We start from the raw sequence: 23,738 nt of genomic DNA, 5'->3' as shown, positions 1-23,738 counted from the left end.
CGCGCCGGCTCTTTATCGCCCGGCTGTGACCGGTTCGCTACAGCCTATGGTTAACAAAAAGGACGCTCCGGCGTCCGGAGCGTCCTGTGAGAAGCGTCTTGGTGAGAAGCGCAGACGACTGCGCGCCGGCTCGTCAGCCCTTGCCGCGCGCCTGCTCGGCGGCGAGCGACATGCGCACCAGCTCCGAGAGGCTGCCGGCGTTCATCTTCAGCATCACATTGGCGCGATGGACCTCCACCGTGCGGACGCTGATGCCGAGCTCGCGGCCGATGACCTTATTGGGCATGCCGTGCAGCAGGCGCTCGAGCACCTCGCTCTCGCGCGCGGTGAGAGTCTGCAGCCGCGCCTCTATGGTCTGCGTCTCCGCTGCGCGGAACTGCTCCTCACGCTCATAGGCGAGCGCGAGACGCACGCAGGCGAGCAGCGCCTCATTGTCGAAGGGCTTCTCCAGAAAGTCGAAGGCGCCCTGCTTCATCGCCTGCACGGCGAGCGACACATCGGCATAGGCGGTGATGACGACGACCGGCAGTGACAAGCGCCGCGCCTTCATCGCCTCCAGCAGCTCTATGCCGGTCATCTCCGGCATGCGCGCATCCGTCACCACGCAGCCTGTGTCGCCCGGCTCCACCGACGCCAGAAGATGGCTGGCGCTCTCATGCGAGCGGACCCGAAAGCCGTCCGTCGACAGCAGAAGGCTGAGGGAATCACGAACGGCGTCGTCATCATCGACGATATGGATCGTGGCGTCTCGACTCGTCCTCTCCTGCGGAATAGAGCACATCCGCCGAGACATATCGTCGACGAGCGGACTCGTCAGCGGCGGCTGGACCATGTGCATCGCTCGTCTCGAGAGAAAAAGGCGGCGCATTCGCGCGCCGGAGCATGAAACGCGAAGCATTGCTGCGCATCGCGTGGCGGCGGACAGATCATCATCAAGAACCTCGGAATAACCAACCGCGGAAAAGCTCTGTGCTCGACCCATGCGCCGACTTTCGATCGGCGTGACCCGCGCTATAATCATTATTCGGGCGCTACAGAGATTGACAAACTGGGGAATACACGTACTCGGGAAACGCGCAGGTGCGAATCACGAACGCATGTTCGAACATTATTCACGCAGCGCGGCGCGGTGCGGTTTTTCGGCGCGCCATGGCGACGACGAGAGGCTTCTTCCATGCATGCCTGCTGATGGCGACGCTTCACGGAGCCTGCGCGCAAGAGATCGCGCGCACAGACCAAGAGGACTCGCGCGCAGACGATGACACACGCGCGCAATGGCTGCGGCAGATCGACGAAGCGCGCGAGCGCTATGACTCTTTCGCGTCGCGCGTCGTCGCCGATCTCGATCGCATCGCGGAGGCTCGCGCGGAACGCGAGGACGCGCGTCTCGACGATCCGACATTGCGGCGCGGCGACATTCTGGTCACGGCGACGGGCTTGCTGATGTTCAAAGGCTCCCGCAAATTTTTTCCCGATCTCTCCGATTTCGAGCCCATCGGCGAAGCGCGCGCGCGGCGCTCGGACCATGCCGCGACGCTGCTCGACATTTTGCGCGCCCACGCCCGCGCCGGCCGTCGCGGCGGTTGAGGCGATTGCTGCGGCGCGGCGGATTTCGTGCTACATAAGCTCCGTAACATCGCCACGCCGGCCTTGAACCGGACGCCGCGGAGAAGACCAATGTTCATTCAGACCGAATCCACGCCCAATCCCTCCACGCTGAAATTCCTGCCCGGCCGCCCCGTCCTCGCCGAAGGCGCGCGCGAGTTCCGCACGCCGGAGGCCGCCGCCGCCTCGCCGCTCGCCGGCGCGCTGCTCTCCATCGACGGCGTCGAGGCGGTGATGTTCGGCCCGGATTTCGTTTCCGTCACCAAGACCGACGCCGAATGGGCGCATCTGAAGCCGGCCATTCTCGGCACGATCATGGAGCATTTCAGCTCCGGCCAGCCGATCGTCATCGAGGGCGCCGAGGTTGCTCCCGCGGAATTCTTCGATCCTGCCGACGCCGAGACGGTGGCGCAGATCAAGGAGCTGATCGTGACGCGGGTGCGTCCAGCGGTCGCCAATGACGGCGGCGACATCACTTTCCGCGGCTTTCGCGACGGAACCGTCTATGTGGCGATGAAGGGGTCCTGCTCCGGCTGCCCCTCCTCCACTGCGACGCTCAAGAACGGCATAGAAAATATGCTGCGCCATTTCGTGCCCCAGGTCACGTCCGTGCAGCAGGTTTGAGAGGCCGCTTTGAAAGCCGCGCGAAACCCGTCATAATCCGCCGGCAATGAGAATCCTCGCCATCGACACGGCGCTTCCCGCCGTCTCCGCCTGCGTGCTCGATCTGGGCGCCGCCGACCCACTCGCCATCGAGACGGCGCCGATGGAGCGCGGCCACGCCGAGGAATTGCTGCCGCTCATCGAGCGCGTCGTCGCCGCGGCGGGCGGCGGCTTCGGCTCCATCGGACGGGTGGCGGTCACGGTCGGGCCGGGCTCCTTCACCGGCATCCGAATCGGGCTCGCGGCCGGACAGGCCATCGCCCTCGCCGTGAAGGCGCCCATCGTTGGCGTCTCCACTCTGGCGGCGCTGGCCGCGCCTTATGTTCTGCTCCCCTTCGACGGCGTGGTGGCGGCGGCGATCGACGCGCGCCATGGCCAGGTCTATGTGACCGCCTATGGGCCGGACGGCCGCACTCTTTTGTCGCCGCGCCGCGTCGGCGCCCATGAGGCGCTGCGCGCGCTCGGCTCCGGCCCGCTGCGGCTGATCGGCTCCGGCGCGCCGCTGCTGGCCGAGGAGGCCCGCCTCGCCGGCCTCGAGGCGGAGGTCGCCAGCCGCGCGCCGGCGCCCGATATCGCCTTTGTCGCCCGGCTCGGCCTCGTCGCCGATCCGGCGACCGCGCCGGCTCGCCCGCTCTATTTGAAGGCTCCCGACGCCAAGCCTCTGGAGCGCCCGCCACAAGAGCGACCGCTGCAAGACGCCCCGGCCGGCGCATGAGCTCCCGCGTCATGAGCCTGTTTTCGACCTTCTTCCCCAAGCCGCATTATGTGATCCGCCCCATCGGCGCCGATCACGCCTATGATTGCGCCAAGATTCACGCGGGCTCCTTCGCCTTCCCCTGGTCGAAGATCGATTTCGAGAGCCTTTTGACCGACCGCATCGTGCTCGCCGACGGCGCGATGAACGAGCGCCTGCTCAAGGACGAGATGGGCGGCATGGCGCTGTCCCGCCTGCTGCCGCCGGACGCCGAGATTCTGACCTTCGCCGTCGATCCGGCCCGCCGCGGCGCCGGACTCGGACGGGCGCTGCTCGCGGCGCATCTCGGCAATCTCGAGCGCGGCGGGGCGCGCCTCGTCTTCCTCGAGGTGGGCGAGGACAACGCCGCCGCGCTGAAGGTCTATGAGAAGCTGGGCTTCAAGACGATCGGCCGGCGCGAGAATTACTATCAGCGGCCCAATGGCGAGCGTCAGGCCGCGCTGACGATGCGCTGCGAGCTGTGATATCCGGCCAATAGCGCGCCGACGCTGTCACGAAACTGTCGTTCGCGCGTTAGAGACAGGGCCATGCCTTATCTGCGCGCGCTCGCTTTCGTCCTGGCGATGACCGGGGCCTTCGTCATCTTCGTCCCCATCCAATGGCTGGCGCGGAGACGGCGCTGGGAGCTGCGTCATAATATTCAGACCGGCTTTTGCCGGGTGATGTGCGCGATCATCGGCATAGATGTGCGCGAGCAGGGCCGGCTCGCGGGAGCGAGTCCGCGATTCGTCGTCGCCAATCACGTCTCCTGGACCGACATCATCGCCCTCGCCAGCCGCTATCCACTGGTCTTTCTGGCGAAGTCCGAGGTCTCCGCCTGGCCGGTGCTCGGCTTTCTGGCGCGGCTGCAGGGCACCGTCTTCGTCGAGCGCGGCAATCGACGGGCCATCCCCATCGTCAATGCGGCTCTGGCGGAGCGGCTGCGACAGGGTGACGATATCGTCGTCTTTGCGGAAGGCACGTCGAGCGACGGCGCCGGCGTGCTGAAATTCAACGCCTCGCATTTCGCCATGCTGAGCGAGCTCGCGGCCACGAACGCGGCCGCGCCCATGCTCGCCCCGGCCGCCATTCTCTACACGGAGCGAAACAGCGGGCTGGGCGACAGGCTCGATGTGGGCTGGTACGGGGATATGACTTTCCTCCCACATTTATGGAGTCTGATGAAGCGCGGCGGCGCCAAATGCTATATATTGTGGGGCGAGGCGGTGGACCCCGGCTCCGGCGACCGCAAGGCTCTCGCCGCCGCCACAGAGGCGCGCGTGCGAGAACTTCTGGCGACGGACGTTGCGGGCCGGGAAAGCGAGAGTAATATCGCCCCGGCGCGAGACCACGCCGCCCGTTGAGGAGAAACCGAGATTTCCGACGCCGCATCGAAGCCCGCGCCCGCCTCATCCCTCGAGCAAGCGCCGGGAGCCCTGGGAACCGCGAAAGCCTATGTGAAATCATATGGCTGTCAGATGAACGTCTATGACGCGACGCGCATGGCCGATCTGCTCGCGGCGCGCGGCTATGCGGAGGCCGCCGATGAGGACGACGCCGATCTCGTCGTGCTGAACACCTGCCATATTCGCGAGAAGGCGACGGAAAAGGTCTATTCCGAGCTCGGCCGCCTCGCCCGGGTGAAGAGCGAGCGCAGCGCCGAAGGCCGGGACTATCGAATCGTCGTCGCCGGCTGCGTCGCCCAGGCGGAGGGCGAGGAGGTGCTGCGCCGCCAGCGCGCGGTCGATCTCGTCGTCGGGCCGCAGAGCTATCACCGCCTTTCCGATCTTTTGACCCGCGCCGAGGCCGGCGAGCGCGTCGCCGAGACGGATTTCGCCGTCGCCGACAAGTTCGAGGCGCTGCGCCGCGCTGCGGCCGCGGGCAAGCGTGTGCGCGACGTCACCGCCTTCATCACGGCGCAGGAAGGATGCGACAAATTCTGCTCCTTCTGCGTGGTGCCGTACACGCGCGGCGCGGAAATGTCGCGCCGCCCCTCGGAGATCATCGAGGAGGCGGAGGCGCTGGCCGCGGCCGGCGTGCGCGAGCTGACCGTCATCGGCCAGAACGTCAACGCCTATAGCGGCTTGGACGAGAATGGCGCGCCCTGGTCCCTGCCCCGCCTGCTGGCGCGGCTGGAGTGTATCGAAGGCGTCACGCGGCTGCGCTACACCACGAGCCATCCGATCGACATGACGCAGGAGCTGATCGACGCCCATGCCGAGTTGCCGACGCTGGCGCCCTTCGTGCATCTTCCCGTGCAATCCGGCTCGAATCGCATTTTGAAGGCGATGAACCGACGCCATGACGCGAGCTTCTATCTGGACATCGTCGCGCGGCTGCGCGTGGCGCGGCCGGATATTGCGCTGTCTTCCGATTTCATTGTCGGCTTTCCCGGCGAGACCGACGCGGATTTCGAGGCGACGATGGAGCTCATTCGCGCCGTCGGATTCGCGTCCACTTTTTCGTTCAAATATTCGCCGCGCCCCGGCACGCCCGGCGCCGAGCGCGAGGATCAGATCGACGAGAGCGTCAAATCCGAGCGGCTCGCCATTCTCCAGGCGCTGGTCGAGGAGCAGCGGCAGGCGTTCAACGCCGCCACTGTGGGCCGCACGGTCGAGGTGTTGTTCGAGAAAGCCGGCCGGCACGAGGGTCAGATCGCCGGCAAGAGCCCCTATATGCAGCCCGTCCATGCGATGGGCGGCCTGGAGCTCATCGGAAAGACTCTGCCGGTGACGATCGTCGCCGCCGGCTCCAATTCGCTGGCCGGCGGCATCGTCGGCCGAACGAGCCTTGAAGCAGCGAGGGAGGCCGCCCTGTGACGCTCGACCGCGAGAGACGGGTCTTCGAACAGCCGGACGCGCCGCGTTCGGGCGAGCCGGAGGCGGAGATCACGCTCGCCTTCGAGGATAATCGTTACGCCTCGCTGGTTTTCGGCCTCTATGACCAGCATCTCGCCAAGATCGAGCGGCGCCTCGCCGTCTCCTGCTTCGCCAATGGCAATCATGTCACGCTCAAGGGCCGACCCGAGGGCTGCGAGCAGGCCCGCCGCGTGCTCGAAATTCTCTACGGCCGCGTGCAGCTCGGCCAGAAAGTGGGCCTCGGCGACGTGGATGGCGCGATACAGGAATCCGCCCGCCAGGGCAGCCTCTTTCCTGAGGCGGAGCCCGGCCGCGCCGTCTTCGAGCAGATTTCGACGCGCCGGCGTGGTCCGGTGCGGGCGCGAAACCTCGCCCAGGATCTCTATCTGCGGGCGCTGAAGCGCCATGAGCTGGTCTTCGCCGAAGGGCCGGCCGGCACGGGCAAGACTTGGCTCGCCGTCGGCCATGCGGTCTCGCTGCTCGAGCAGGGCGCGGTCGAGCGCATCATCCTCTCGCGCCCGGCGGTGGAGGCCGGCGAGCGCTTGGGCTTCCTGCCCGGCGACATGCGCGAGAAGGTCGATCCCTATCTCAGACCCATCTATGACGGCCTTCATGATTTCATGGACCCGCGCATGGTGGAGCGCGGCATTCAGACCGGCATGATAGAAGTGGCCCCGCTCGCCTTCATGCGCGGACGCACGCTCACCAAGGCATGCGTCTTGCTCGACGAAGCGCAGAACGCCACCTCCATGCAGATGAAAATGTTTCTCACCCGTCTCGGCGACGGATCGCGTATGATCGTCAATGGCGACCCGTCGCAGACCGATCTCCCGCCCGGCCAAAAATCCGGATTGAGCGAGGCGATCGCGCTGCTTTCCAATATAGAGGGCGTCGGAAGGGTGAAATTCGCCGAGGGCGATGTGGTGCGCCACGACCTCGTGCGGCAAATCGTCGGCGCCTATGAGGCTGCCGGGCGGGAGAAGGCGAAGCCTCGAGAATCATGAGCGTCGCGATCGACATTATCGTCACTGCGCCCTGCTGGGATCAGCAGGCCGGCCTCGACGAGCTGACGCAGAGTACCGTGCGCGAGTGCGTCGCCCAGACGGCGGCGCCGCTCGCGCCGGACTGCGAGCTGAGCGTCAACTTCACCGATGACGCCACCATCCGCGAATTGAACGCGCAATGGCGCGGCATCGACAAGCCCACCAATGTGCTCTCCTTCGAGACGCCCGGCCCGCTCGCGCGCCGCATGGCGCTCGGCGATATCGTCATCGCGCATGAGACGGTCGCGCGCGAGGCGACGGAGCAGGACAAGAGCTTCGAGGCGCATCTCACGCATTTGCTCATTCATGGATTTCTGCATCTGATCGGCTACGACCATCAAACTCCACGGGAGGCCGAAGAGATGGAGGCGCTGGAGCGCCGCATAGCGGCGGCGCTCGGCCTCAATGATCCTTACGAAGGCTCCGAGCCCGTGGCGGAAGCTTCATCCAAAGGAAAATCGAACGGCGATGTCTAGGACGGATAATGGCGAGCACGCGGCCACGAGGCGCGAGCAGCGAAGCGGCATCGTCGATCGGCTGCGCGCGCTCATCGGGCTGGGCTCGCCCTCGGTGCGCGAGGACATAGAGGAGGCGCTGGAAGGCGCCGCCGGCGATGTGACGCCGCATGAGCGCGTGCTGCTGAAGAATGTGCTGGCCCTGCATGATCTGCGCGTCGCCGACGCGATGATCCCGCGCGCCGATATCGTCGCCGTCGCGCAGGACGCGACTCTCGGCGAGACGCTTGCGCTGTTCCGCAACGCCGGCCATTCCCGCCTGCCCGTCTATGGCGACACGCTCGATGATCCGCGCGGCATGATCCATATTCGCGATTTCGTCGATTATCTCGCCTCGCTCGCCGAGCGCGCCGAGCCTGTGACGGCGGAAGCGCCGGCGCCGAGCGAGCATGCGCCGACTGTCTCCCTCGCCGCGATCGATTTTTCCGCGGAGCTCTCCACCATCACCGTGCTGAAGCCGGTGCTCTATGTGCCGCCCTCCATGCCGGCGCTCGATCTTCTGGTGAAGATGCAGGCGACGCGCACGCATCTCGCGCTCGTCATCGACGAATATGGCGGCACGCATGGTCTCGTCACGATGGAGGACATCGTCGAGATGATCGTCGGCGACATTGAGGACGAGCATGACGTCGATGAGGAGCCGCGCATCGAGACCGTTTCCGACGGCGTGTTTCTCATCGACGCGAAAGCAGATCTCGAGGAAGTGTCGCAGCGGCTCGGCGTCGATTTCACGCCCGAGGACGACGGCGCCGAAGTGACCACGCTCGGCGGCCTCGTCGCCTCGCTCGCCGGCCATGTGCCGATGCGTGGCGAGATCGTGCCCGCGCCGGTGGAAGGCTGGGAATTCGAGATCGTCGAAGCCGATCCGCGCCGCGTCGCGCGCCTGCTGGTGCACGCGCCGAAATAGGCTTCTCCCGCGAAAACGCTACCCGATCCGTTTGGATCGGATAGCGTTCGCATTCTAGGCTTCTGTGACGCGCGTCAGGCGTGGCGCGCAGGACGCAACGCGACGATCGTCGAGCAGACCAGCGCCGCGGCCCAGAGGCCGAAGAAGGCGCAGGCGTTGATGGCGAAGATGCGCGCGACGCTGGCGAGCGCATAATGCGAGACATCGCCGCCCACAGCGCGGGTGATGGCGAAGAGCGCGCCCTCATAAACGAGAAAGCTCGCGGCGAGCGCGGCGAAGGGCGCGCCGGCGCCGACAGCAAAGCGCGCGGCGAAACGCGCGGTCTCGCAACAGATGAGCGCGATGATTCCGAGCGCGCCGCCCCAGGCGAGCGTCTCGAATTCCAATGGATAATGCAGCATGGTGAAGCCGACGAGCTGATTGGCGAACCAGATCGCCGCCGTCAGCGCCAGCGCATTGCGCCGCGCGCTGGTGAGCGCCGCAATGGCGGCGAAGCCCGCGAGCGGCGCCGCGCAAGCGAAAGCCAGCGAGAAGAAGGCGCCGACGAGAATGAGCGCGCCGCTCCAGAGCAGATTGCGCTCATCGATGATGGGAAGTGAAAACCTTGTCATGCGATGCTCCTTTTTTTACGAGCCGGGCCGGACGCCCTGCTCTGCCGAAGATCAATGCCGAAGATCAATGCGCGGGCCGATCGAGCGGATCGGGCTCGACGAGACCGAGCCAGCGCGCCCGCAGCGCATCCCACAATGCGAGCCGCGACCAATCGGGCTCACGCAGAATTTTCTCCGTCTCTGGATGCAGAAACGGATTGGGCAAGAGCACGGCGAGCTGTTGCTCATCCGCGCCATTGAACAATTGCAGGCTCCAGGACATTGGAACGCATGTCCCCGAGAAGCGCCGATGCAGCTCCGCGCGCGCCGTGCGCCTGTGCTGCGCGAGAGCAGGCGGCGTCGGCCGGCTGCGCGGTCCTTTCGTCTCGCCGATGCAGACATGAAAATGCGTCTGCCCGAAAGCGATGGTGAGATAGCCATCGAGAAGACCTATGCGCGTCGGCGCATGATCGACATGTATCTCGAATGCCGCGCCTTGAATGATCGGCCCGAACACGATCTCGCGCCAATGATTGTCGAAGAGATCACGCAAGAGCGCTTCGAGGCTCTGCGCGTCGGTCGGCAGAGCGAAGACATCGACCGGCGTTCCATCCGGCTCCATGCGCCGTTGCGGCGTCGCATCCGTCATTGGTTCATTCTCCCTGAAGCCTCGTCACCAGCTGAACTTCACGCCGCCATAAATGGAGCGTCTTGCCGTTCCGTAATCATAGACTTCCTCATAGCGCGCATCGTTGACGTTCTCGATCCGCGCGAACACAGACATGCGCTCGTCGATCTTGTAATCGGCGAAGAGATCGAGCTTTGCGTAAGGCGCGAGCGTCACGCGCTGCGAGAAAATATAGTCGTAATCGGGGTTCGGCCCCACGAAGGTGAGGCGCGCCTCGAGCTCCAGCCCTGCGATCCCCGTGTAGATGAGGGAGCCCGTCGCCTTGTCGCGCGGCCGACGGAACAGGCTGCGCTGCGTCGTCAGATTTTCCGCGGCGAGATGCGTGTAGCTCGCGCGCAAGCGCCATTCGCCAGGAACGACAATCGCCTCGCCGGAAAATTCGACGCCTTTCGTGCGCGCGCGACCGACGTTGTAATAGCAGCCGAAAGCCTGTGTCGCAGCGCAGCTCGGCGCGCGGCCGAATTCGATGAGATCGCGAAAGCGATTTTCGAACAGCGACAGAGACGCGTAGAGACGCTCGCCGAACAAGGATTGATCGACGCCGACGTCATAGCCGACGCTCGTTTCCGGCGCGAGCGTCGGATCACCATATTGGCTGAAGCGCTGATAGAGCGAGGCGACGCGCGCGCCCGTTCCAGCGCTGCCGCGCAATTTGGTCCCCGTCTCCTCGAGGCGATAGGCGGCGGTGGCGCGCCATGTCGCGAATGTGCGGTTCTGATCCACAGCGTCGATGCGGCCGCCATAGGAGAGATCGACGCGCTCGAGCAAGGTGAGCTTATGCTGCGCGAAGCCCGAATGCGTCGTCTGCGCAGCTTCGATCGGCGTGAATGTGGTCGGCGGAACCGGGTCCTGCGACGTGCGCACGGACTCCGTCTCATTGCGCGCGCCGAAGGTCAGCAGGCCGAAGCCGCCGAGCGTGAGATCGCCCTGATATTCGAAGCCGCGCCGCGCGCCGCGATAGCCACGCCGGCAATTGTAGGAATTATAGCTGCCGTCATAGCAGGAGCGCGCCTGCCACACGTCTCTGCTCGTCGCATTGGCGAAGAGGGTAAAGCGATTGTGCAGAGCGCGATCGAACATATCGGCGTCGATGCGCGCAAAACCCTGCGCGAATGTCGCATGCTGATGGTTCTGCGGATCGAAAACATCCACGGCGGAGAAAGAATAGGGATTGTCGAAGCGGATCGCGCTGTCATAGCCGTAGAAGCCGGCTTCGACCGAGACATCCTCATTCACGCGATAACCGAGGCGCGCGCTGGCGCCGCCTTTTCTGGTCGGATCATTGGGCGGCAGAGGCGGCAGAGGCGTCTTGCCGTCGCCGATCGTCAGCGGCCGCGTGATGCGATAGCCATAGCGCGGATGGCCGTCGATCGTCAGCGCATCGATCGCGAATGCGTACCACAAGCGATCCTCGCTTCCCGAGACGCGCGCGCGCAAATGTCCGGTTCCATAGGAGCCGCCTTCCAGGGAGAGAGACGCGCGCGGCCGCCCCTCGCCTTTGCGCGTGACGATGTGAATGACGCCGCCCATCGCGTCGGAGCCATAGAGCGCCGATTGCGGGCCGCGCAGCACCTCTATGCGTTCTATGTCCGTGGCGACGAGGCCGCCGAGATCGACGGAGCCATCGGTGGAGGACGGATCGCCGATGCGCACGCCATCGACGAGGACGAGCGTCTGGCCTGGCGTCGCGCCACGCAGAAAGACGGAGGTCTGCGCGCCGGGGCCGCCGGTCTCATAGAGATCGAGGCCCGGCGCGCCGCGCAGCGCCTCGGTGAGGCCGGTCGCGCCGCGCTTCTCGATCTGCGCGGACGGGATCACAGTGACGGCGGAGGAGGATTTGTCGACGCGCTCCTCGACGCGATCGGCAGAGACGATGGTCGCCGCGCCGATCTCGACCGTGGGCAGCGCCTCCTGCCCAGCTGCGGAAGCGGGAAGGAGAAGTGAGACGAAAACGAGCGCAATATGAGAAACGGCGCCCGCAAGGGCGGCCCGATGGGACAGGGAGGACATTGCCGGAAGACTCGCAGCAGACGTGGGCCGTCACTGCGAAAGGTCGCGGCCCTCTCGCGCTATGCGAAAAGGGTCTCGGCCGCCTCGGTGCACCCCGCCCGACGCTATCGCGCGTGACCACGACTGATGGCAGGTCTCCTGGCTCGCGGGTCAGCGCCTTCGGATCGCCTTCCCGGAGCGTCTGCTCCAGTGGCTCGTTTGATCCTCGGCTCGCCGCTCACAGTTGCGGGGGCAGCCGCGGCTTCGCGCCGTCGCCGGCGCTCACCGCATTCCCTTTTGATCCCTCGGAAGGGAACCATCCCTTTCAATAGAGCCGCGCAGCGCCGCCCTGTCAAGCGCCTGTCCGCATGTTCGGAACGAAGCCTCGCGCGGCGCGTTGGGACTGCGGCGGCGGGTCTCGTCCCGGGTCTCTCGCCCCATGGAAAATTCGATTCGAATTTCGGAGAAGATAAATGAGCGCCATTCACCTCGTCGCCACCAATGACCTGCCGCGCGCCAAAGTCGGCGGCGTGGACGATCCGAGCGTGCGCTGGGCGGGCGCCTTCGCCTCCTGCGGCGAGCATGGCGCCACGCAATCGTCGACCATCGTCTATGAGATCGAGCCCGGCGGACGGCTCGGCTGGCACACGGACGCCACCGAGGAGACGCAATATATTCTCGGCGGCTCCGGCGAATTGCGCGCCGAGGGCGGCGTCACCCATCATGTGCGACCGGGCGACGTCTTCGTCATTCCGACTCCGCTGCGGCATGATCTCGTCAACACGGGAGAGGAAACGCTGCGCGCCGTCGCCTTCTTCGCGGCTCCGATGTTCACGCAGCGTTTCGACAATGTGATGATCGCGCCCGACGTGCATGTGCTGGGCACGCCGAACCGCGAGGGCTGAACGCCTCACATATTGCCGAGGCAGACATATTTGATCTCGAGATAGCTCTCTATGCCGTATTTGGAGCCCTCGCGTCCCATGCCCGACTGTTTCACGCCGCCGAAAGGCGCGGCCTCGCTCGACATGAGCGACTCATTGACGCCGACCATGCCGAATTCGAGCGACTCTGCGACGCGGAACACGCGCGCTATGTCGCGGCTGTAGAAATAGGCGGCGAGGCCGTAATGCGTCGAATTGGCGAGGCGGATCGCCTCCGCTTCATCCTCGAAGGTGGTGATCGCGGCGACGGGGCCGAAGATCTCCTCCTCGAAGATCTGCATATCCGGCCGCGCATCGAAGAGCACGGTCGGCGCGTAGAAATTGCCGCCGAGCTCGTGGCGTCCGCCGCCGGTCAGCACTTTCGCGCCGCGCGCGCGGGCGTCGGCGACGAGACGCTCGACCTTCTCGACCGCAGCTTCCTCGATCAGCGGGCCGATGACGACGCCGGGCTCGACGCCGCGCCCGACCTTCAGCTTCGAGACCGCCTCGACGAGCTTGGCGCCGAAGGCCTCCGCCACATCCTTCTGCACGAGGAAGCGATTGGCGCAGACGCAGGTCTGGCCGCTGTTGCGATATTTTGTCGCGAGCGCGCCCTTCACCGCGAGATCGACATCGGCGTCGGCAAAGACGATGAAAGGCGCGTTGCCGCCGAGCTCCATCGAGCACTTCTGCACATTCTCCGCCGCCTGGCGCAGAAGAATTTTCCCCACTTCTGTCGAGCCGGTGAAGGTGATCTTGCGCACGGTCGGATTGGAGGTCAGCTCCACGCCGACGCTGGCGGGGTCATTCGTCGTCACCACATTGAGCACGCCGTCCGGCACGCCGGCGCGCTGGGCGATCTCGGCGAGCGCTATGGCCGAGAGCGGCGTCAGCTCGGCAGGCTTCACCACCATGGTGCAGCCGGCGGCGAGCGCCGCGCCAGCCTTGCGCGCGATCATGGCGGAAGGGAAGTTCCAGGGCGTGATCGCGGCGGTGACGCCGATCGCCTGCTTGAACACGAGAATGCGCTTCTCGCGCGCCTGCTGTGGAATCACATCGCCATAGACGCGGCGCCCCTCCTCCGCGAACCAGTCGAAATAGGCGGCGGCATAAGCGATCTCGCCGCGCGCCTCGGCGATCGGCTTGCCCTGCTCCGCGGTGATGATCTGCGCGAGGCGCTCCTGATCGGCGAGCAGCAAATCATGCAGGCGCCGCAATATTTGCGCGCGCTCCTTGGCGAGCTTGCCGCGCCAGCCGGGCAGCGCGCGCTCGGCGGCCTCGATCGCTCGGCGCGTCTCGGCCGCGCCCATGTCCGGGACCTCGGCCAATACCGCGCCCGTAGCCGGATCGCGAACGGCGAAGGTCGCGCCATTGTCGGCGGCGACGAAGGCGCCGTCGATGAAGGCCTGGTGGCGGAACGGGCGGGGCTCTCTGGTCATCTCGGCTGCGCTCCCGACGCGATACGAAAGGGGCCATCGAATACGGCGCCTTGGCCAGCGGACACAACATTTAGCTTCCGCAAATCGCGCGGGAGAGGCCCGCCCGCGGTCCCGCTGCCTGAAAAGCGGCGCTTTCCGGGCCTATCCGGCGCGCTGCCGCGAAAGGCGGAACCGCAGCCCCGGCTCGCGCGTCATATGGGAAGCAACTGCAATCTCATATGGCTTCATCCCGAAAATCCGACATAATCGCGGGATTCGCGTAAGCCGCCGCGCTCGCGCCAGTCATGACGCCCCGAAAGCGAGATCACCTTGGCTGAAACACGCAATTTTCTTCCCGTGACGCGCCGCCGGGCGCTCGCCGCCCTCTCGAGCCTCGCAGGGCTGGCCCTGCCGGGATGGGCTGTGCGCCCCGCCCTCGCCGAAGCTGCGCCGGGCGAGACCGAGAGCCATGGGCTCTCCATTTTCGGCGAGCTCGCCGAGCCGGCGGATTTTCCGCATTTCGCCTATGTGAACCCCAAGGCGCCCAAGGGCGGAACGCTGGTGATGGAGCCGCCGCCGCCCGAGAAGAACAGCTATGATTCGCTCAACCCGTATATTTTGCGCGGCAATCCGGCCGCGGGCGTCGGGCTCATCTATGACACGCTGATGGCCGGCAGCCTGGACGAGCGCGACGCGCTCTATGGGCTCGTCGCGAAAAAGGTGCGCATCTCCGCCGACAAGCTCACCTATACGTTCTTCCTGCGCAAGGAGGCGCGATTTCACGACGGCTCGCCGCTCACCGCCCATGACGTCGCCTTCTCGCTCGACATTCTGAAGGCGGAAGGCCATCCGATGATCGCGCAATCGATGCGCGATCTCGTCAGCGCCAAGGCCGAGGCGGATGACGTGCTGGTGGTGAAATTCGCGCCCGGCCGCGCGCGCGATCTGCCGATCATCGTCGCCAGTCAGCCGATTTTCTCCAAGGCCTATTACACCAAGCACAAGTTCAACGAGACGACGCTCGAGCCGCCGCTCGGCTCCTCCTCCTATAAGATCGGCGCGGTCGACCCGGGCCGCTTCATCGCATTCCAGCGCGTGCCGGACTATTGGGCGAAGGATTTGCCGGTCAATGTCGGCCAAGCCAATTTCGACGCGATACGCTTCGATTATTACGGCGACCGCAATGTCGCTTTCGAGGCTTTCAAGGCCGGCGCCTTCACCGTGCATGAGGAATACACCTCGGCCATTTGGGCGACGGGCTATGATTTCCCCGCCTTTCGCGACGGCCGTGTGAAGCGCGAGGAAATTCCCGATTACAACATATCGGGAACGCAGGGCTGGTTCATGAACATCCGCCGGCCGGTGTTCAGCGATCCGCGCGTGCGCAAGGCGCTCGGCTATGCATTCGATTACGAATGGACCAACCATAATCTCATGTACGACTCGTATAAGCGTACGAGCTCCTATTTCGAGAATTCCGATCTCGAGGCCGTCGGCGTTCCGACGCCGGCCGAGCTCGCTCTGCTGGAACCGTTCCGCGATCGCCTGCCCAGGGAAGTCTTCGAGGCGCCGTTTCAGCCGCCGGTGTCGGACGGCTCTGGACAGGATCGTAATCTGCTGCGCAAGGCCGTCGATCTCTTGACCGAGGCCGGCTGCACGCGCAAGGACGGCCTGCTGCGCCTGCCCGACGGCAAGCCGCTCGAATTCGAGTTTCTCTACAATACCAGCATGTTCGAGCGGCACACGCAGCCCTTCATCAAGAATTTGAAGCTGATCGGCGTCAACGCCCGCATGCGCATCGTGGACGCCGCGCAATACAAGTCGCGCCTCGACGATCACGACTATGACGTCATCATGGAGCGCGTGCGCATCGCCTATTCGCCGGGCGAGGAGTTGCGCATCATGTTCAGCTCCGAGGCGGCGCGCACCAAGGGCTCGCAAAATGTCATCGGCGTCGCCGATCCGGTCGTCGACGCTCTGATCGAGAAGGCGCTGGTCGCCACCTCGCGCGAGGAGCTGGCCGCCATCTGCCGCGCGCTCGATCGCGTGCTGATCGCCGGCCAATATTGGATTCCGCATTACTACAAGCCGACGCATTGGATCGCCCATTGGGACGTGTTCGGCCGCCCGGAGCGCTATCCGCGCTTCGACACGGGCATAGCCGCGACATGGTGGTGGGACGACGCCAAGGCGCGCAAGATCAACTATGCGGGGCGCTGAACCAATATGGCAGCCTATATTCTACGACGCCTGCTGCTGATGATCCCGACGATCCTCGGCATCATGCTCATCTCCTTCGCCATTGTGCAATTCGCGCCGGGCGGCCCTGTCGAGCGCGTCATCGCGCAGCTGCAGGGCTACGACATGGGCGCGACCTCGCGCTTCTCCGGCGGCGGCGGCGATGTCGGCCGGGGCGGCGCGGCGACGCCGGGCGCCGGCGCGGAAGGCGCCTCCAAATATCGCGGCGCGCAGGGGCTCGATCCCAAATTCATCGCAGAGCTGGAAAAGCAGTTCGGCTTCGACAAGCCGGCCTGGGAACGCTTCCTGCTGATGGTGAAGAATTACGCCGTCTTCGACTTCGGCCGCAGCTATTTCCGTGACGAGAGCGTGCTGAAGCTCATCGGAGAGAAGCTGCCCGTCTCAATGTCGCTCGGCCTATGGATGACGCTCATCTCCTATTCCGTCTCCATTCCGCTCGGCATCGCCAAAGCGGTGCGCGACGGCGAGCGCTTCGACTCCTGGACCTCCAATCTCGTCATCATCGGCTATGCGATCCCGAGCTTCCTCTTCGCAATGCTGCTCATCGTGCTTTTCGCCGGCGGCTCCTTCTGGCAGATATTCCCGCTACGCGGCCTTGTGTCGGAGAACTTCTCGGAGCTGTCGCTCATCGGCAAGGCAGGCGATTATCTATGGCACATCTGCCTGCCGGTGCTCGCCATGACGCTCGGCGCCTTCGCGACGCAGACCTTTTTGACTAAGAATTCCTTCCTCGACGAGATCCGCAAGCAATATGTGCAGACGGCGCGGATGAAGGGCCTCACCGAGAATCGCGTGCTCTATGGTCATGTGTTCCGCAACGCCATGCTCATCGTCGTCTCCGGCTTTCCGGGCGCCTTCGTGCACGCCTTCTTGACCGGCTCCGTGCTGATCGAGACCATCTTCTCGCTCGACGGGCTCGGCTATCTCTCCTACGAATCCATCGTCAATCGCGATTATCCGGTGGTGTTCGCCAATCTCTATATTTTCGCGCTGCTGGGCCTCGTGGTGAATCTCCTCTCCGACCTCACCTACACATGGATCGATCCGCGCATCGATTTCGAGACGCGCGAGGTCTGACCGATGAACGAGACCAGCATCCCTGCCCCGACGATGAAGCTCGCGCCGGAAATTCCCGGCGGCGGGCTGTTTCACCTGCGGCCGATCGATCGCCGCCGGCTGCAGAATTTCAAGGCCAATTCCAGAGGCTATTGGTCCTTCTGGCTGTTCATGACCCTGTTTCTGCTTTCGCTGGCGTCGAATGTCATCGCCAATGACAAGCCCGTCCTCGCCTATTACAAGGGCGAGCCGCTCTTCCCCATCTTCAAGGATTATCCGGAAGAGAAATTCGGCGGCTTTCTCGCGCGTACAGATTATCGCGATCCGACGATCGAGAAAGAGATCGAGGCCAATGGCTGGATGATCTGGCCGCCTGTTCGCTACTCCTACGACACGCATAATCTCGATCTGCCGACGCCCGCGCCTTCGCCGCCGACCTGGCTGCTCTCCAAGGCGCAATGCGAGGCCGCCGCGGCCAAGAAGCTCGGGCCGGACAAAGCGCATCTCGGCTGCTCGGCGATCGAATGGAACTGGCTGGGCACCGACGATCAAGGCCGCGACGTCGTCGCGCGTCTGCTCTATGGTTTCCGACTATCGGTGCTGTTCGGCCTCATTCTGGCGAGCATCTCCTCGATCGTCGGCGTCGCCGCAGGCGCTGTGCAGGGCTTTTTCGGAGGGTGGGTCGATCTCGTCTTCCAGCGCTTCATCGAGGTGTGGTCGTCGCTGCCGCAACTCTATCTGCTCATCATCGTCTCCTCCTTTCTCGCGCCGGGCTTCTTCGTGCTGCTCGGCATATTGCTGCTGTTCTCCTGGGTGTCGCTCGTGCATGTGGTGCGCGCGGAATTTCTGCGCGCGCGCAATTTCGAATATGTGAATGCGGCGCGCGCGCTCGGCCTCTCCAATTTTCGCATCATCACGCGCCATCTCCTGCCCAACGCCACGGTCGCGACCTTGACCTTCCTGCCCTTCGTGCTCAATTCCTCGATCACGACGCTGACCTCGCTGGACTTCTTAGGGTTTGGCCTGCCGCCGGGCTCGCCATCGCTCGGCGAATTGCTGCTGCAAGGCAAATCCAACCTCCAGGCGCCCTGGCTCGGCCTCACCGGCTTCGTCATCATCGCGCTGATGCTCTCGCTTCTGGTGTTCATCGGCGAAGCGGTGCGCGACGCCTTCGACCCGCGAAAGACCTTCCGGTGAACGATCGCATGGGCTCCTCTCCCCTCCTCGACGTCCGCGACCTCTCCATCGCCTTCTCGCAAGGCGGCAAGGAGACGCTCGCGGTCGACAAAGTCTCCTTCTCGGTCGAGCGCGGGCGCACGCTGGCGCTCGTCGGCGAGTCGGGCTCCGGCAAATCCATCACCGCGCTCTCCATCGTGCGGCTGCTGCCGCCGTCGGCGATTCATCCGTCGGGAAGCATCGACTTTTCCGGCGAGGATATTCTGAAGCTCTCGGACGCCAAGCTGCGCGCCATTCGCGGCGCGAAGATCACCATGGTCTTCCAGGAGCCGATGACCTCGCTCAATCCGCTGCAGACGATCGAGCAGCAGATCGGCGAAATCCTCGAGCTGCATGGCGCGCGCGGCGCGGAAAAAATCCGCGCCCGCGTCGTGGAGCTGCTCGGCGAGGTCGGCATTCCGAATCCGTCCGAGCGTCTCACCGCTTTTCCGCATCAATTATCGGGCGGCCAGCGCCAGCGCGTAATGATCGCCATGGCGCTCGCCAATCGGCCGGACCTGCTCATCGCCGACGAGCCGACGACGGCGCTCGACGTGACCGTGCAGGCGCAGATTCTCGCTCTGCTGGAGCGCGTGCAGAAGACCTATGGCATGGCCATGCTCTTCATCACCCATGATCTCGGCCTGGTGCGGCGCTTCGCCGACGATGTCTGCGTGATGCAGCACGGCCGTATCGTCGAGAAGGGCGATGTCGAGAAAGTCTTCTCCGCGCCCGAGCACCCGTACACCAAGGCGTTGCTCGCCGCCGAGCCCAAAGGCGCGCCGCCGGTGGAGGATGAGAACGAGCCCGTTCTCGTCGCCGCCAATGATCTCAAGGTCTGGTTTCCGATCAAGCGCGGCTTCCTGCGCCGCACGGTCGGGCATATCAAGGCGGTGGACGGCGTCACCCTCGCGGTGCGCCGCGGCTCGACGGTCGGCGTCGTCGGCGAATCGGGCTCCGGCAAGACGACGCTCGGCCTCGCGCTCTTGCGACTCATCCGCTCGGAGGGGCCGATCCTCTATCTCGGCGAGCGCATAGACGCGAAGTCGGTCGCAGAAATGCGCCCGCTGCGCCGCGACATGCAGATCGTCTTCCAGGACCCTTATGGCTCGCTGTCGCCGCGCATGTCGGTCGCCGAGATCGTCGCCGAGGGCCTCGGCGTGCAGATGAAGGGCCTCTCCTTCGAGGAGACGCGCGAGATCGTCGCCAAGGCGCTGGCCGAGACGGGGCTCGACCCCGCCATGATGGATCGCTATCCGCATGAATTCTCGGGCGGTCAGCGCCAGCGCGTCGCCATCGCGCGCGCCATTGTGCTCAAGCCGAAATTCATCGTGCTCGACGAGCCGACCTCGGCGCTCGACATGTCCGTGCAGGCGCAAATCGTCGATCTGCTGCGCGAATTGCAGGCCAAGCACAGCCTCGCCTATCTCTTCATCAGCCATGATCTCAAAGTGGTGAAGTCGCTCGCCGCGCATCTCATCGTGATGCGCCACGGCAGGGTGGTGGAGGAAGGCCCGGCGGTGGACGTCTTCGCGGCGCCCAAGAGCGACTATACCCGCGCTCTCTTCGCCGCCGCCTTCCGCATAGAGGCCGAGCCGCATCAGGGCGATTGAGCCGATGAGAGCGTCGCACGCAAAAGCCCTGCGCGCACTTGCGGCGAAGCCGCCGCTTCGTCACACTCGGCAGCGACGATTCGAATTCTTTCGAGGCTATTCATGAGCACGCGCGCAAGGGACGCCGCCGATATCATCGGCGCGCGCAATCCTCTGGGGCCAATCGAAACCGCGGTCGTGCTCGGACGCGAATTTCTCGCCGCCGCCGATATTGGCGAGCAGGCGGTCGCCATTGCCTATTCCGAGCTGCCGGGCTTTCCTGATATCGAGGGCGGCGAGGTCGTGATCGGCCTCGTCGAAGGCGCGCCCATGCTGTTCCTCAAGGGCCGCTCGGAATTCTACGACAGCGGCGATCCCAGCCTGATGTCCTCGCCGATCGAGACATTGACGCTTTTGAATGTGCGGGCTCTGCTCTCCACCGGCCTCGCCACCTCCGCCAACGCCGATTTTCAGCCCTCCTCCATTCTTTCCGTGACCGATCACATCAATTTCAGCGGCCTCAACCCGCTCATCGGCGCCGCGGGCCAGAATTTCGTGAATATGAACGGCGCCTATGACAAAAGGCTGCTGCGACGCCTCAAGCAGGCGAGCGCCGGCGCCGGGGTGACGCTGCATGAAGGCGTCTTCATGTGGTTCTCCGGCCCGAGCTATGAGACGCCAGCGGAAGCCAAGATGGCCCGCATGCTCGGCGCCGACGCGCTCGGCGTGTCGATTGCGCCAGAAGCGATACTCGCCAAGCGCTTCGCTCTGCCTTTCACGGCCATGGCGGTCATCTCGGATTATGCGACGGGCTTTGCCGGCGGCAATCCGACCTATGATCCGAGCCGCGCCTCCGGCGTCATCGCCCTGCGGCGCCTGCTGCGCGCCTATCAAAAAGTAAAATAGCGGCCGCACATATCCGAGCGCGGCGTCACGGCCCCGCCGGCCGCCGGAAGGCGAGCACATTGGCGTCCAGCAGTTGCACGGTTTCGCCGCGCTGATTGGACGTCACGACGCGCATCTTCACCATTCCGCGATCGTCGCGTGATTTCGAGGGCAAGATACGCAGGATCGTCGCCTCGACGCTCAGTAGATCGCCCGGCAGCACAGGCCTCAGCCACTCGACCTTGCCGCCGACGCCGATCAGCCCTCCAGAAAAAGACGCGCATTGCGTCAGCAGCCGCATGGTGAGCGAGGCCGTGTGCCAGCCGCTGGCCACCAGACCGCCGAACAGACTGTCCTTCGCCGCCGTCTCGTCGAGATGAAAGGGCTGCGGGTCGAATTTGGCCGCGAAGGCTTTGATCTCCTCCGTCGTGACCTCGACCGGCCCGCCGCGAAAGCGCTGATCGACGAAGAGGTCCTCAAGATAGAGCGGCTCGGGCATTGTCGTCACTCGAAGATTCGCCGCACGCTCGTCACCGCCGAGCCAGACGCCAAAATCCGCTCCCGCGCCGGCGCGAAGGGCTCGCTGACGACCTGCAGATGAAAGGCGTTGGCGTGCAGCAGGCGCTCCGCGTCCTGCATTATGCCGACATGGCCTTTCCAAAAAACGAGATCGCCGCGCCGCATCGGCTCGCCTTCGGCGAGCGCGCGGCCGAGCGATGTCTCCTGCAAATCCGTGTCGCGCGGCGCCTCTATCCCGGCCAGCGCGAGCGAGCTCTGCACCAGGCCAGAGCAATCGACGCCGAGCCAGCTCTTGCCGCCCCAAAGATAGGGCGCGCCGATGAGGCTCTCCGCCACGGCGACGAAATCCGCAACGCGCGCCGCGCGCGGCGTCAGATGCGTGCGATAGATGAAGCCGCCGCCGGCCTCGATGAGAAATTTGTCGCGCTCGCCGATGATCTCCACTTCGGCGCCGAGCGGCAGAGCGAGCAAGGGCGGATCCTTGATCTCCGCTCGCGGAAAAATGAAGGTGCGGGGCACGCTGACGCGATGCGTCGGCGTCTCTATGCGGCTCCAGAGCACATTGGCGGCGATCCAGCCGACATAGGAGTCGCGCTCGAGCTGCACCCAGGACCAGCCCTCCTCATCGTCATAGACGACGACTGTCTCGCCATAGAGCGCCTGCGTGTCGAGCCGCGCATCCGGCCGCGGCTCGCGCTTCAGATCGGCGACGCCTTCCTTCACCTGCATGCGGCGCCCATCGACGAAGCGCGCCGCCTCGACCTTGCCCTCGAGGTGGCGTGCAGCGAGATCGGGCCGCGCCGGCGTCAGCCTTTTGTCGAAGCTCTCGCTCATGTCTTGACGCTCCAACGCGCGGCGCGCTCCTCGATCAGGCCGGCGAGGAGCCGCGCCGTCTGAATCTCGCCGCCCTCCGGCCGGCCCGGCTTGGCGGAAGGAGTCCAGGCGAAGAGATCGAAATGCGCCCATTTCTCGGGCTTGGTCACGAAGCGGCGCAGGAACAGCGCCGCGGTGATCGAGCCCGCATGTCCGCTCGACGACACATTCACGATGTTGGACGCCTTGCCGTCGAGCTGCGAATCATAGGGCTCCCACAATGGCAGCCGCCACACCGGATCACCGAGCTTGCGGCCATAGGTCTCGATCTCCAGCGCCAGAGAATCGTCTCCTGCGTAAAAGGCCGGCAGCTCCGGGCCGAGCGCGACACGCGCCGCGCCGGTGAGCGTGGCGAAATCGAGCAGGAGATCAGGGTCCTCCTCGGCGGCGAGCGCCAGAGCGTCGGCGAGAATGAGCCGCCCTTCGGCGTCCGTATTGCCGATCTCCACCGAGAGACCCTTGCGGCTCGGATAAATGTCGCCCGGCCGCATGGCGTCCGCCGAAATGGCATTCTCGACGATGGGCAGCAGCACGCGCAGGCGCAGGCGCGCGCCGGAGCCCATCAGAATATCGGCCAGCGCCAGCGCCGTGGCGGCGCCGCCCATGTCCTTCTTCATCAGCAGCATGGCGCTGCTCGGCTTGATGTCGAGGCCGCCGCTGTCGAAGCAGACGCCCTTCCCCACCAGCGTCACCTTCATCGCCTCTTCCGGCCCGAAGGTGATGTCGACGAGCCGCGGCGCCTGCGCCGCCGCGCGGCCGACCGCATGGACGAGCGGGAAATTCTCCGAAAGCAGCGCATCGCCGGCGATGACGCGCGCCTGCGCTCCATGCCGCGCGGCGAGCGCCAGCGCCGCCTCCGCCAGAGCCTCCGGCCCCAGATCATTGGCGGGTGTGTTGACGAGATCGCGCCCGAAGCAGAGCGCGGCGGCGACGCGCTCTATGCGCGCGCGATCGGCGTCCTGCGGCGCGCAGAGGCGCGGACGCTCCTTCTTGGGTGCGACATAGCGCGAGAAAGAATAGCCGCCGAGCAAAAAGGCGAGCGCCGCCGAATAGGAATCGGATACGCCTTCGCGCAGACGATAGAGGCCCGGCGGCAGCAAGGCCGCGAGCTTGCCGGGAAGGAAAGGATCGCGATGGCGCGCCCCCGCCGCCTCCACGCCGAACAGCGCCAAAGCCGGCGCGCCCTCCGGCCCCGGCGCGAGCAAATACGCGCCGACCTTGCCATCGAAGCCGCAAGCGCGCGCGAAGGCGGCGATCGGCGGCGGCAAGGTCTCGGCGAGAATCGGCCAGCTCTCCTTATCGACGAAATCGATCGGCGTCGCCTCCGCCGTCCACTCCTCCAATCGGCTCATATCGCCCTCTTTTCGAGTTCGTTCCTGTCTTTGTCGTTTTTTAGCACCAAGACAC

General features: G+C 65.2%; 23 protein-coding genes and 1 riboswitch. Of the genes, 15 read left to right on the top strand and 8 right to left on the bottom strand.

Annotated elements, in window-relative coordinates; genetic code table 11:
• Positions 1–133: 133 nt before the first annotated feature.
• Positions 134–832, bottom strand: coding sequence for a response regulator FixJ (fixJ, locus tag A1351_RS07750; RefSeq protein WP_024879810.1), 699 nt, complete (start codon positions 830–832; stop codon positions 134–136).
• Between the two features lie 317 nt (positions 833–1,149).
• Between fixJ and A1351_RS07745 the strand changes: the two genes are divergently transcribed.
• The 9 genes from A1351_RS07745 to A1351_RS07705 all read left to right on the top strand — a co-directional run bounded on the left by A1351_RS07745 (position 1,150) and on the right by A1351_RS07705 (position 8,324).
• Positions 1,150–1,587, top strand: a complete 438-nt coding sequence (locus tag A1351_RS07745) for a hypothetical protein (protein ID WP_024879809.1) — start codon at positions 1,150–1,152, stop codon at positions 1,585–1,587.
• Between the two features lie 90 nt (positions 1,588–1,677).
• Entirely contained in the window at positions 1,678–2,229 is a 552-nt protein-coding gene (locus A1351_RS07740) for a NifU family protein (protein WP_024879808.1), read from the top strand.
• Positions 2,230–2,275: 46 nt separating this feature from the next.
• Positions 2,276–2,983 carry a tRNA (adenosine(37)-N6)-threonylcarbamoyltransferase complex dimerization subunit type 1 TsaB gene (tsaB, locus tag A1351_RS07735; RefSeq protein ID WP_024879807.1) on the top strand — a complete coding sequence of 236 codons (708 nt, stop codon included), beginning with the start codon at positions 2,276–2,278 and terminating at the stop codon, positions 2,981–2,983.
• A gap of 11 nt (positions 2,984–2,994) precedes the next feature.
• Positions 2,995–3,486, top strand: a complete 492-nt coding sequence (locus A1351_RS07730; RefSeq protein WP_024879806.1) for a GNAT family N-acetyltransferase — start codon at positions 2,995–2,997, stop codon at positions 3,484–3,486.
• A gap of 63 nt (positions 3,487–3,549) precedes the next feature.
• Positions 3,550–4,365: a 1-acyl-sn-glycerol-3-phosphate acyltransferase gene (locus tag A1351_RS07725; RefSeq protein ID WP_024879805.1), complete on the top strand. Its 816-nt coding sequence runs from the start codon at positions 3,550–3,552 to the stop codon at positions 4,363–4,365.
• Between the two features lie 72 nt (positions 4,366–4,437).
• On the top strand, positions 4,438–5,820 hold the full coding sequence (gene miaB, locus A1351_RS07720; RefSeq protein ID WP_036308799.1) for a tRNA (N6-isopentenyl adenosine(37)-C2)-methylthiotransferase MiaB: 1,383 nt from the start codon (positions 4,438–4,440) through the stop codon (positions 5,818–5,820).
• Entirely contained in the window at positions 5,817–6,863 is a 1,047-nt protein-coding gene (locus tag A1351_RS07715) for a PhoH family protein (RefSeq protein ID WP_024879803.1), read from the top strand. Before miaB ends, A1351_RS07715 begins: the two co-directional genes overlap by 4 nt.
• Positions 6,860–7,378, top strand: a complete 519-nt coding sequence (gene ybeY / locus A1351_RS07710; protein WP_024879802.1) for an rRNA maturation RNase YbeY — start codon at positions 6,860–6,862, stop codon at positions 7,376–7,378. Before A1351_RS07715 ends, ybeY begins: the two co-directional genes overlap by 4 nt.
• On the top strand, positions 7,371–8,324 hold the full coding sequence (locus A1351_RS07705) for a hemolysin family protein (RefSeq protein ID WP_064032688.1): 954 nt from the start codon (positions 7,371–7,373) through the stop codon (positions 8,322–8,324). Before ybeY ends, A1351_RS07705 begins: the two co-directional genes overlap by 8 nt.
• Before the next feature lie 74 nt (positions 8,325–8,398).
• Here the strand turns inward: A1351_RS07705 and A1351_RS07700 are convergent, their stop codons facing one another.
• The 3 genes from A1351_RS07700 to A1351_RS07690 all read right to left on the bottom strand — a co-directional run bounded on the left by A1351_RS07700 (position 8,399) and on the right by A1351_RS07690 (position 11,612).
• Positions 8,399–8,935 carry a hypothetical protein gene (locus tag A1351_RS07700; protein WP_064032687.1) on the bottom strand — a complete coding sequence of 179 codons (537 nt, stop codon included), beginning with the start codon at positions 8,933–8,935 and terminating at the stop codon, positions 8,399–8,401.
• A 64-nt stretch (positions 8,936–8,999) separates the two neighbouring features.
• On the bottom strand, positions 9,000–9,563 hold the full coding sequence (locus A1351_RS07695; RefSeq protein ID WP_064032686.1) for a hypothetical protein: 564 nt from the start codon (positions 9,561–9,563) through the stop codon (positions 9,000–9,002).
• A 24-nt stretch (positions 9,564–9,587) separates the two neighbouring features.
• On the bottom strand, positions 9,588–11,612 hold the full coding sequence (locus A1351_RS07690; RefSeq protein WP_064032685.1) for a TonB-dependent siderophore receptor: 2,025 nt from the start codon (positions 11,610–11,612) through the stop codon (positions 9,588–9,590).
• 110 nt (positions 11,613–11,722) lie between these two features.
• Positions 11,723–11,927: riboswitch (cobalamin riboswitch) on the bottom strand.
• A gap of 137 nt (positions 11,928–12,064) precedes the next feature.
• Here A1351_RS07690 and A1351_RS07685 point away from each other — a divergent pair.
• Entirely contained in the window at positions 12,065–12,496 is a 432-nt protein-coding gene (locus tag A1351_RS07685) for a cupin domain-containing protein (protein ID WP_064032684.1), read from the top strand.
• Positions 12,497–12,501: 5 nt separating this feature from the next.
• Here the strand turns inward: A1351_RS07685 and A1351_RS07680 are convergent, their stop codons facing one another.
• A complete protein-coding gene (locus A1351_RS07680) occupies positions 12,502–13,953 on the bottom strand; it encodes an NAD-dependent succinate-semialdehyde dehydrogenase (protein WP_064032683.1) in 1,452 nt (483 codons plus the stop codon).
• Positions 13,954–14,262: 309 nt separating this feature from the next.
• On the opposite strand from A1351_RS07680, the gene A1351_RS07675 reads away from it, so the two are divergent.
• The 5 genes from A1351_RS07675 to A1351_RS07655 all read left to right on the top strand — a co-directional run bounded on the left by A1351_RS07675 (position 14,263) and on the right by A1351_RS07655 (position 20,960).
• Positions 14,263–16,152 carry an extracellular solute-binding protein gene (locus A1351_RS07675; protein ID WP_245291610.1) on the top strand — a complete coding sequence of 630 codons (1,890 nt, stop codon included), beginning with the start codon at positions 14,263–14,265 and terminating at the stop codon, positions 16,150–16,152.
• A 6-nt stretch (positions 16,153–16,158) separates the two neighbouring features.
• Positions 16,159–17,268 (top strand): microcin C ABC transporter permease YejB, encoded by a 1,110-nt coding sequence (locus A1351_RS07670; RefSeq protein WP_024879794.1) that lies wholly within the window; start codon positions 16,159–16,161, stop codon positions 17,266–17,268.
• A gap of 33 nt (positions 17,269–17,301) precedes the next feature.
• On the top strand, positions 17,302–18,444 hold the full coding sequence (locus A1351_RS07665; protein ID WP_036309483.1) for an ABC transporter permease subunit: 1,143 nt from the start codon (positions 17,302–17,304) through the stop codon (positions 18,442–18,444).
• An 8-nt stretch (positions 18,445–18,452) separates the two neighbouring features.
• Positions 18,453–20,075 carry an ABC transporter ATP-binding protein gene (locus tag A1351_RS07660; protein ID WP_026598519.1) on the top strand — a complete coding sequence of 541 codons (1,623 nt, stop codon included), beginning with the start codon at positions 18,453–18,455 and terminating at the stop codon, positions 20,073–20,075.
• A gap of 102 nt (positions 20,076–20,177) precedes the next feature.
• Complete coding sequence (locus A1351_RS07655) at positions 20,178–20,960, top strand: purine-nucleoside phosphorylase (protein ID WP_024879791.1); 783 nt, start codon at positions 20,178–20,180, stop codon at positions 20,958–20,960.
• 25 nt (positions 20,961–20,985) lie between these two features.
• Here A1351_RS07655 and A1351_RS07650 read toward each other — a convergent pair whose 3' ends face one another.
• The 3 genes from A1351_RS07650 to A1351_RS07640 are packed head-to-tail and all read right to left on the bottom strand — an operon-like array spanning position 20,986 to position 23,683.
• On the bottom strand, positions 20,986–21,438 hold the full coding sequence (locus A1351_RS07650; RefSeq protein ID WP_064032682.1) for a MaoC family dehydratase: 453 nt from the start codon (positions 21,436–21,438) through the stop codon (positions 20,986–20,988).
• Between the two features lie 5 nt (positions 21,439–21,443).
• Positions 21,444–22,292 carry a C40 family peptidase gene (locus A1351_RS07645; RefSeq protein WP_064032681.1) on the bottom strand — a complete coding sequence of 283 codons (849 nt, stop codon included), beginning with the start codon at positions 22,290–22,292 and terminating at the stop codon, positions 21,444–21,446.
• On the bottom strand, positions 22,289–23,683 hold the full coding sequence (locus tag A1351_RS07640) for a M17 family metallopeptidase (RefSeq protein WP_064032680.1): 1,395 nt from the start codon (positions 23,681–23,683) through the stop codon (positions 22,289–22,291). Before A1351_RS07640 ends, A1351_RS07645 begins: the two co-directional genes overlap by 4 nt.
• Positions 23,684–23,738: the final 55 nt, after the last annotated feature.

The organism is Methylosinus sp. R-45379, from assembly GCF_001644125.1.
In the GTDB taxonomy this organism is placed as follows: Bacteria; Pseudomonadota; Alphaproteobacteria; order Rhizobiales; family Beijerinckiaceae; genus Methylosinus.
Note: the sequence above shows the minus strand (reverse complement) of the source record. Positions and strands in the feature narration are given on the sequence as shown.

Excerpts from the sequence above, each read along its gene's own strand:
- fixJ (WP_024879810.1), bottom strand. The coding sequence starts at position 832 with ATGGTCCAGCCGCCGCTGACGAGTCCGCTCGTCGACGATATGTCTCGG.
- A1351_RS07745 (WP_024879809.1), top strand. The coding sequence starts at position 1,150 with ATGGCGACGACGAGAGGCTTCTTCCATGCATGCCTGCTGATGGCGACG.
- A1351_RS07740 (WP_024879808.1), top strand. The coding sequence starts at position 1,678 with ATGTTCATTCAGACCGAATCCACGCCCAATCCCTCCACGCTGAAATTC.
- tsaB (WP_024879807.1), top strand. The coding sequence starts at position 2,276 with ATGAGAATCCTCGCCATCGACACGGCGCTTCCCGCCGTCTCCGCCTGC.
- A1351_RS07730 (WP_024879806.1), top strand. The coding sequence starts at position 2,995 with ATGAGCCTGTTTTCGACCTTCTTCCCCAAGCCGCATTATGTGATCCGC.
- A1351_RS07725 (WP_024879805.1), top strand. The coding sequence starts at position 3,550 with ATGCCTTATCTGCGCGCGCTCGCTTTCGTCCTGGCGATGACCGGGGCC.
- ybeY (WP_024879802.1), top strand. The coding sequence starts at position 6,860 with ATGAGCGTCGCGATCGACATTATCGTCACTGCGCCCTGCTGGGATCAG.
- A1351_RS07705 (WP_064032688.1), top strand. The coding sequence starts at position 7,371 with ATGTCTAGGACGGATAATGGCGAGCACGCGGCCACGAGGCGCGAGCAG.
- A1351_RS07700 (WP_064032687.1), bottom strand. The coding sequence starts at position 8,935 with ATGACAAGGTTTTCACTTCCCATCATCGATGAGCGCAATCTGCTCTGG.
- A1351_RS07695 (WP_064032686.1), bottom strand. The coding sequence starts at position 9,563 with ATGACGGATGCGACGCCGCAACGGCGCATGGAGCCGGATGGAACGCCG.
- A1351_RS07690 (WP_064032685.1), bottom strand. The coding sequence starts at position 11,612 with ATGTCCTCCCTGTCCCATCGGGCCGCCCTTGCGGGCGCCGTTTCTCAT.
- A1351_RS07685 (WP_064032684.1), top strand. The coding sequence starts at position 12,065 with ATGAGCGCCATTCACCTCGTCGCCACCAATGACCTGCCGCGCGCCAAA.
- A1351_RS07680 (WP_064032683.1), bottom strand. The coding sequence starts at position 13,953 with ATGACCAGAGAGCCCCGCCCGTTCCGCCACCAGGCCTTCATCGACGGC.
- A1351_RS07670 (WP_024879794.1), top strand. The coding sequence starts at position 16,159 with ATGGCAGCCTATATTCTACGACGCCTGCTGCTGATGATCCCGACGATC.
- A1351_RS07665 (WP_036309483.1), top strand. The coding sequence starts at position 17,302 with ATGAAGCTCGCGCCGGAAATTCCCGGCGGCGGGCTGTTTCACCTGCGG.
- A1351_RS07660 (WP_026598519.1), top strand. The coding sequence starts at position 18,453 with ATGGGCTCCTCTCCCCTCCTCGACGTCCGCGACCTCTCCATCGCCTTC.
- A1351_RS07655 (WP_024879791.1), top strand. The coding sequence starts at position 20,178 with ATGAGCACGCGCGCAAGGGACGCCGCCGATATCATCGGCGCGCGCAAT.
- A1351_RS07650 (WP_064032682.1), bottom strand. The coding sequence starts at position 21,438 with ATGCCCGAGCCGCTCTATCTTGAGGACCTCTTCGTCGATCAGCGCTTT.
- A1351_RS07645 (WP_064032681.1), bottom strand. The coding sequence starts at position 22,292 with ATGAGCGAGAGCTTCGACAAAAGGCTGACGCCGGCGCGGCCCGATCTC.
- A1351_RS07640 (WP_064032680.1), bottom strand. The coding sequence starts at position 23,683 with ATGAGCCGATTGGAGGAGTGGACGGCGGAGGCGACGCCGATCGATTTC.